Raw genomic sequence first — 6,901 nt, 5'->3', positions numbered from 1 at the left:
GCCCGATGCCCGATGCCCGATGCCCGATGCCCGATGCCCGATGCCCGATGCCCGATTAAGTCCATATTTTATCATAATTTTATTATTCCTCATACTTATTTTCTTAAATTTATTGTTATAAAATAAACAGTTAATGTTGTTTTTAGTAATTTTAACATAAAATAGTATATAACTATGCTACTCTATTTTAGAATAAAAACTTTATTTTTCATCTACTTTTTTGTAAAGTTTTGTTAAGCGTATAAAAACTCATAACTGTAGGAATTACTCACGTTGTTTATAGTAATTTGAGAAAATACTGTAATCAATAGACATAAAAACAAAATTAACACCTTATCAACAACAAGCAATATTGCGCATATATCATAGAAAATAACCATCACTGATTTGACTAGATATTTTATAGTTAGCCATCAAACCATATATAATACTAAATGATCTCGATCTCTTGAGTCTAAATAGCATGACTACCATTGTATATAAAACATGAAACAAACAGCATAATTTTTTGTGAATTGAGTACTCAATATGAGCATTTACCTAATTTAGATTATATTTTTGTAAAAAATATTCAGGATTCTATACCGTTTGGTAATTAAGACTTCTTCAAACATGTGCGCACACCATTATATGAATTAAAATTTCACTAAACCTGCAGTCAGATTTAGTTCATCAAATTTATAAATTATCATTCATCCATAATATTTACCCAACTTGGTATAATAGGTGTTCGACAGTAATAATTAGCTGAAGGCTGTATATCTTTATTTCTAATTTTTTGAAATTCTGACGTTTGAGGATCATTAAATAGCTCAGGATCCCGACGACGATTCATTTTGAAAAACAAGAATTCTTCATACCAACTGTTGTGTAACCATGGTTTTGGATAACCTAAAGTGGCATAAATGCGGTTACAAATAAAAGTTAACCTCCCACCAAAAACGAAGAAAAAAAAGAACACAAAAGCAACAAAGCCAATACAGTTTGTTTTGGTAATTTCTATCACTTCTAAAGAATCCCACTCATGATTGAATAATACGCTAATGAAAATAAAACCATCGGTACATAATATTATCGATCCAACACCAATCATACAATACTTCAGCAATTGCAACGTCGAAAGACCAACTCCTTTAGGGAAAAATAAAGCATGGTATTTAGGAAAGCGGACGGCATAAGCTTGATATTTGTTCTTATCAATTTGTTTGACAACCATTTCGACGTAATCACCATTTTTAAAAGCGACATTTTCTAACTTACCTTTGACTTTGACATTACCGATATAACAAACAAATGGTGTGCCTTTCAATAGCTTGGTTTGTAGTAACCCAAAAGTAAATAAACTAAGCATGAATTCATAAACAAACTTACATATAGCTGCAGTTATTAGAATAAATCCACCGATCATCTCGATAATAAATAGCCCCAAAATTGACTCAATAAAACCACAGTCTTCTGTTTTTTTATTGTGATCCTTTTCTTGATCTACTTTCAATATTTTTAAACGTCTTACTTTACCTTTTAATAAACTATACTTTCCCATTACCTTTTTACTCCGTTTAAGTAGGCTTTGTTTTTTTAAGCTAAAACCCAAACCCTCCATAGTTAAATAACGTAATAAATATCGGCATTATAAGTGTCAATAAAAAACCTTGCGCAATAGCCGCAGGCACTATGGCTATCCCACCACCTTTTTGCAGCATGGGGAGTGTAAAATCCATTGATGTTGCACCACACAGACCTAATGTGGTTAATTGGTAGCGTTTAATTAGTGTTGGGATTAAGATAATTGCGCATAATTCACGCAGAATATCATTTAAAAACGTAGCACTACCAATAACTGGACCATGGGCTTCTGTCATTAAAATACCCGATAACGAATACCAACCAAAACCCGATGACATAGCAAGACCAACTCGTGCGGGCAAATCTAAAACAAATGACGCAACAATGCCCCCCAAAAATGCACTTATCGTAACTACTAGCGTTGTAATTATGCCTATTTTATTGAGCAGAATGTGCTTAATTGAAATATTATTACTGCGCAATTGAATACCGACTAAAAACAATAAAAAAACCAATACAACTTGCGTGGTACTTTCTGAATATTGCCAAATAAATAATGGAAATAATCCGCAAATAAACCCAACAATTAATGCAATACAAACACGCAATGACTCAAAAATCATTTTAAAACGTGATTCGTAAGTTTGATCTGTTTTATATGCCTTGGTAGAAAGAAAATAATCAAAAATAATTAAAACAACAAAATTACCCCCAAATGTACAAATAAAAAGAACACCGGTATAACATAAAATCATTTGTAAATTTGTAGTTAAGTTATCTAAATGTGCAAGTTCAGATCCCATAATGAATAAAATAAGGTAAACCATCCAACTCAATGTTTGGTTAATCTTGGTCATCAAATTATCATTTTTAATCTTAATTAAATAACCAATAAACAATGGCACTAACGCAATAAGAATACCAAAATACATATTTTATTCCTTAACTATTCCTGATTTTTATTTTTAAATAATTGGATCAAACCTATGTTTTAAACATGTTACTGCTAATCATTAAGTCAATGATGCTAATTTTTGCTCAATATTAAGTTGAAGCTGATCCAATAAAGCATAACGATTTCGATATTCTGAACGTTTTTTACTGGCGATTTCTTCAATGGATTTTCGATTAATTTGGTTTGGTAATATAAATAAACCATTGGCATCTTGTTTGCTATCAAGAGTTAACCAAAAATCGTCATAATCAGATAAAATGCGCTCTTGGCGGCTATTATAGCGCCAATTGTTATATATATGTGTTTTATTGCCCACAGCAACAATTTGAGTTAACTGATAATAACGAGCAACAGTTAATACAGCTTCAACTACAACACGTTTAGGGAATAACCCATAGCAGGCTTTAGTCGCTTTTTGTACACGAGTACGCGCATCATTATGTCCTGTGCCTTGTAATCCTGCAATAAATAGCGTTGGCTTACCTTGATATTCTACGATTGAAAATGTTAAAGTGGCTAAGTCGATGCCATCACTATCATAAAAATAAAGGCTGATTTCGCCTTCTCTTGCAAATTTATTACGGGCTTGCACTGCTATTTGAATGTTTTGTTCATTTTTAACTGTTACATCCGCCAATACAAAAGGCAATTGCGGATTATAAAAGGCCTTGCTTACGCTTTCAGGTTGTTTAGCTAAAAAATCATAGTGATACGCCAAAGCGTCATAACGGGCTTTTTGACTCAAGCAAGAAGCTAAATAAGGACGCTGTAATTTGCATGGCAAATTTGTTTGGCACGAAAAATAATCGCCGAGTAATGGGTACTGCCTTAGTTTATCAAGCCATTTTAAGGTGATTGGACTTAAAAACAAGGTTCTAAAAAAAAACTTATAACGATAAGTCGGATTAAGCCATAATTCGTTTAATGGTAATTTACCAGTATAAAGCCAGTTAAAAAGTTGCCATTTACTTTTTGGCTGAGACATATTCGTAATATTATTCATAAGTAGAACTTTAAATTGAGTTAGTTAGTTATTTTATCTATTATAAGAACACTAAATTAATCAATACATATTTGATTATTAATAAGCCTTAAAAAAATCAAATGTTAAGAGTACAACACAACCTTAATCGGTGCAACTATTCCTACATTAAGTAGGTTTAAATTATTTGAAAATAAAAAACGGTGAACTAGTCACCGTTTTTTAAGCAATAACGTCTTTTATCAAAAAGAATTATTGGCCTTTAACTTCTTTTAAACCGTTGAATGGTGCTTTTGAACCTAAAGCTTCTTCAATACGGATTAATTGGTTGTATTTAGCAACACGGTCCGAACGGCTCATTGAACCAGTTTTAATTTGACCAGCCGCTAAACCTACTGCTAAATCAGCAATTGTTGAATCTTCAGTTTCACCACTACGGTGAGAAATAACTGCAGTATAACCCGCATCTTTCGCCATTTTAACCGCAGCGATAGACTCAGTTAATGTACCGATTTGGTTTACTTTAACTAAGATAGAGTTAGCGATACCTTTTTCAATACCTTGTTTAAAGATTTTAGTATTAGTTACAAATAGATCATCACCCACCAATTGAATTTTGTGACCTAATGCTTTAGTTTGGTAAGCCCAACCTTCCCAATCGCTTTCATCTAAACCGTCTTCGATTGATACGATTGGATATTCATTAGTTAAACCTTCTAAGTAATGAGTAAATTCTTGAGCAGTGAATTCTTTGTTACCTTCACCTTTCAATACATACTTACCAGTTTCTTTGTTATAGAATTCAGAAGCCGCACAGTCCATCGCTAACGTGATGTCTTTACCTAAAACATAACCTGCTTTTTCTACCGCTTCTTTAATACATGCTAATGCTTCAGCATTTGAACCTAAATTAGGAGCAAAACCACCTTCATCACCAACTGCAGTATTCATACCTTTAGCGTGTAATACTTTTGCTAAGTTGTGGAATACTTCAGAACCCATGCGGATTGCTTCCCGAACTGTTTTAGCACCAACTGGTTGGATCATGAATTCTTGTAAATCAATGTTGTTATCAGCGTGCTCACCACCGTTGATGATGTTCATCATTGGTAATGGCATTGAATATTGACCTGGAGTGCCGTTAAGATCAGCTATGTGCTGATAAAGAGGAACACCTTTAGCTGCTGCAGCTGCTTTAGCCGTTGCTAAAGATACAGCAAGAATTGAGTTAGCACCTAAATTAGATTTAAAATCAGTTCCATCTAAGTCAAGCATAGCTTGGTCGACAGCGGCTTGATCTAACGCATCTTTACCCACTACAGCTTTAGCAATTGGGCCGTTAACGTTTTCAACCGCTTTTAATACGCCTTTACCTAAAAAGCGAGATTTGTCACCATCACGAAGTTCTAACGCTTCACGTGAGCCAGTTGACGCACCAGATGGCACGATTGCAAGACCAACAAAACCACCTTCTAAATGAACTTCGGCTTCAACTGTTGGATTACCACGAGAGTCGATCACTTCACGACCATGTACTTTAACGATTTTTGCCATGTTATTTTCCTCTATATGACAGATATATTACAAATGTTAATTTAAAACTATTTTTATTGCTGCTCTTGATAAGCTTTGGCAGCTTTTATAAAACTACTAAATAGTGGATGTCCATCTCGTGGTGTTGATGTGAATTCTGGATGGAACTGACACGCAACAAACCATGGATGATCTGGGATTTCGATAATCTCAACCAACTTTCTATCCGTTGAAAGACCGGTGACCTTTAACCCAGCTTTAACCACTTCAGGTAATAAATTATTATTTACTTCATAACGATGTCGATGACGCTCGGTAATAGATTCGTTTTTATACATATCGTATACTAATGAATTTGGCTCTAAATGGCAAATTTGTGAACCTAAACGCATTGTGCCGCCTAAATCACTGTTTTCGTTACGCTGTACTACATTGCCCGATTCATCGCTCCATTCTGTGATTAAAGCAATGATTGGGTTTGCACAATCTTTAACAAATTCGGTTGAGTTAGCATCTTTAATACCCGCAACATTACGCGCATATTCGATCATAGCCACTTGTAAACCAAGGCAAATACCTAAGTACGGGATCTTGTTTTCACGTGCATAGCGAGCGGCCATAATTTTGCCTTCAACACCACGATAACCAAATCCACCAGGAATTAAGATAGCATCTAAACCTTCTAGTAAATCAGTACCACGTGACTCAAGATCTTCTGAATCAATATAACGGATATTCACCGTTAAACGATTTTTTAATCCACCGTGTTTTAATGCTTCATTCACTGATTTATAGGCATCGGGTAAAGCAATATATTTACCCACCATACCAATAGTCACTTCACCAACTGGGTTCGCTTCTTCATAAATGACTTGTTCCCATTGAGAAAGATCGGCCTCTTTACAATCAAGATTGAAACGTTTACAAACAAAAGTATCTAAGTTTTGTGATTTTAATAATGCCGGAATTTTATAAATAGAATCGACATCTTTAAGTGAAATCACTGCACGTTCAGGCACGTTACAAAATAGTGCAATTTTAGCTCGTTCATGAGCAGGAATAATGCGATCGGAACGGCAAATTAACACATCGGGTTGAATACCAATTGATAGCAACTCTTTTACTGAATGTTGCGTAGGTTTGGTTTTGACTTCACCTGCAGAGGCCAAATAAGGTACTAAGGTTAAGTGCATAAATAATGTGTGTTCACGACCAACATCAACCGCTAATTGACGAATCGCTTCTAAAAACGGAAGTGATTCAATATCACCAACAGTACCACCAATTTCAACAATTGCGACATCAAACCCCTTTGCTCCATCAATTACACGTGATTTAATTGCATTAGTGATATGAGGAATAACTTGAACTGTAGCCCCTAAATAATCACCACGTCGTTCTTTTCGTAACACATCAGAATAAATGCGCCCTGTAGTGAAGTTATTTTTTCGCGTCATTTTAGTGCGAATAAAACGTTCATAATGACCTAAATCAAGATCGGTTTCTGCACCATCTTCAGTCACAAACACTTCACCATGTTGAATAGGACTCATTGTGCCCGGATCGACATTAATATAGGGATCAAGTTTGAGCATGGTGACATTTAAATTGCGGGCTTCTAAGATTGCAGCAAGTGATGCTGCGGCAATGCCTTTACCAAGGGAAGAAACGACACCGCCTGTAACAAAAATATAATTCGTGACCATTAATACCAGACCATTATTAATTTATAAGAACAATGTTGTATCGATTTTTAAAGCATAAAAACCAATATAACAAATAAGAATCAGACGGGAATGCAGTATAACAGAATCTGCCTTGTCCCACAATTGAATAATTAATTTTAACTGATAAGTTGCAGGAAA

5 protein-coding genes are annotated in these 6,901 nt (G+C 34.6%); all 5 read right to left on the bottom strand.

Going from position 1 to position 6,901, the window contains the following annotated elements:
• Nucleotides 1–688: 688 nt before the first annotated feature.
• The 5 genes from J6569_RS07405 to pyrG all read right to left on the bottom strand — a co-directional run bounded on the left by J6569_RS07405 (nt 689) and on the right by pyrG (nt 6,742).
• A complete protein-coding gene (locus tag J6569_RS07405) occupies nt 689–1,543 on the bottom strand; it encodes a hypothetical protein (RefSeq protein ID WP_296300694.1) in 855 nt (284 codons plus the stop codon).
• Nucleotides 1,544–1,583: 40 nt separating this feature from the next.
• Nucleotides 1,584–2,498 (bottom strand): lysine exporter LysO family protein, encoded by a 915-nt coding sequence (locus J6569_RS07400; protein WP_065589158.1) that lies wholly within the window; start codon nt 2,496–2,498, stop codon nt 1,584–1,586.
• A gap of 81 nt (nt 2,499–2,579) precedes the next feature.
• Nucleotides 2,580–3,524 carry a VirK/YbjX family protein gene (locus J6569_RS07395; RefSeq protein ID WP_174798048.1) on the bottom strand — a complete coding sequence of 315 codons (945 nt, stop codon included), beginning with the start codon at nt 3,522–3,524 and terminating at the stop codon, nt 2,580–2,582.
• Nucleotides 3,525–3,755: 231 nt separating this feature from the next.
• The gene (gene eno / locus J6569_RS07390; RefSeq protein ID WP_065589160.1) at nt 3,756–5,057 is read right to left on the bottom strand and encodes a phosphopyruvate hydratase; all 1,302 of its coding nucleotides are present in this window, start codon (nt 5,055–5,057) and stop codon (nt 3,756–3,758) included.
• 53 nt (nt 5,058–5,110) lie between these two features.
• The gene (gene pyrG, locus J6569_RS07385) at nt 5,111–6,742 is read right to left on the bottom strand and encodes a glutamine hydrolyzing CTP synthase (RefSeq protein ID WP_065589161.1); all 1,632 of its coding nucleotides are present in this window, start codon (nt 6,740–6,742) and stop codon (nt 5,111–5,113) included.
• Nucleotides 6,743–6,901: the final 159 nt, after the last annotated feature.

Source organism: Gilliamella sp. (assembly GCF_024104075.1).
GTDB lineage: Bacteria > Pseudomonadota > Gammaproteobacteria > Enterobacterales > Orbaceae > Gilliamella > Gilliamella bombi.
This window is presented reverse-complemented; position numbering and strand designations above follow the sequence as displayed.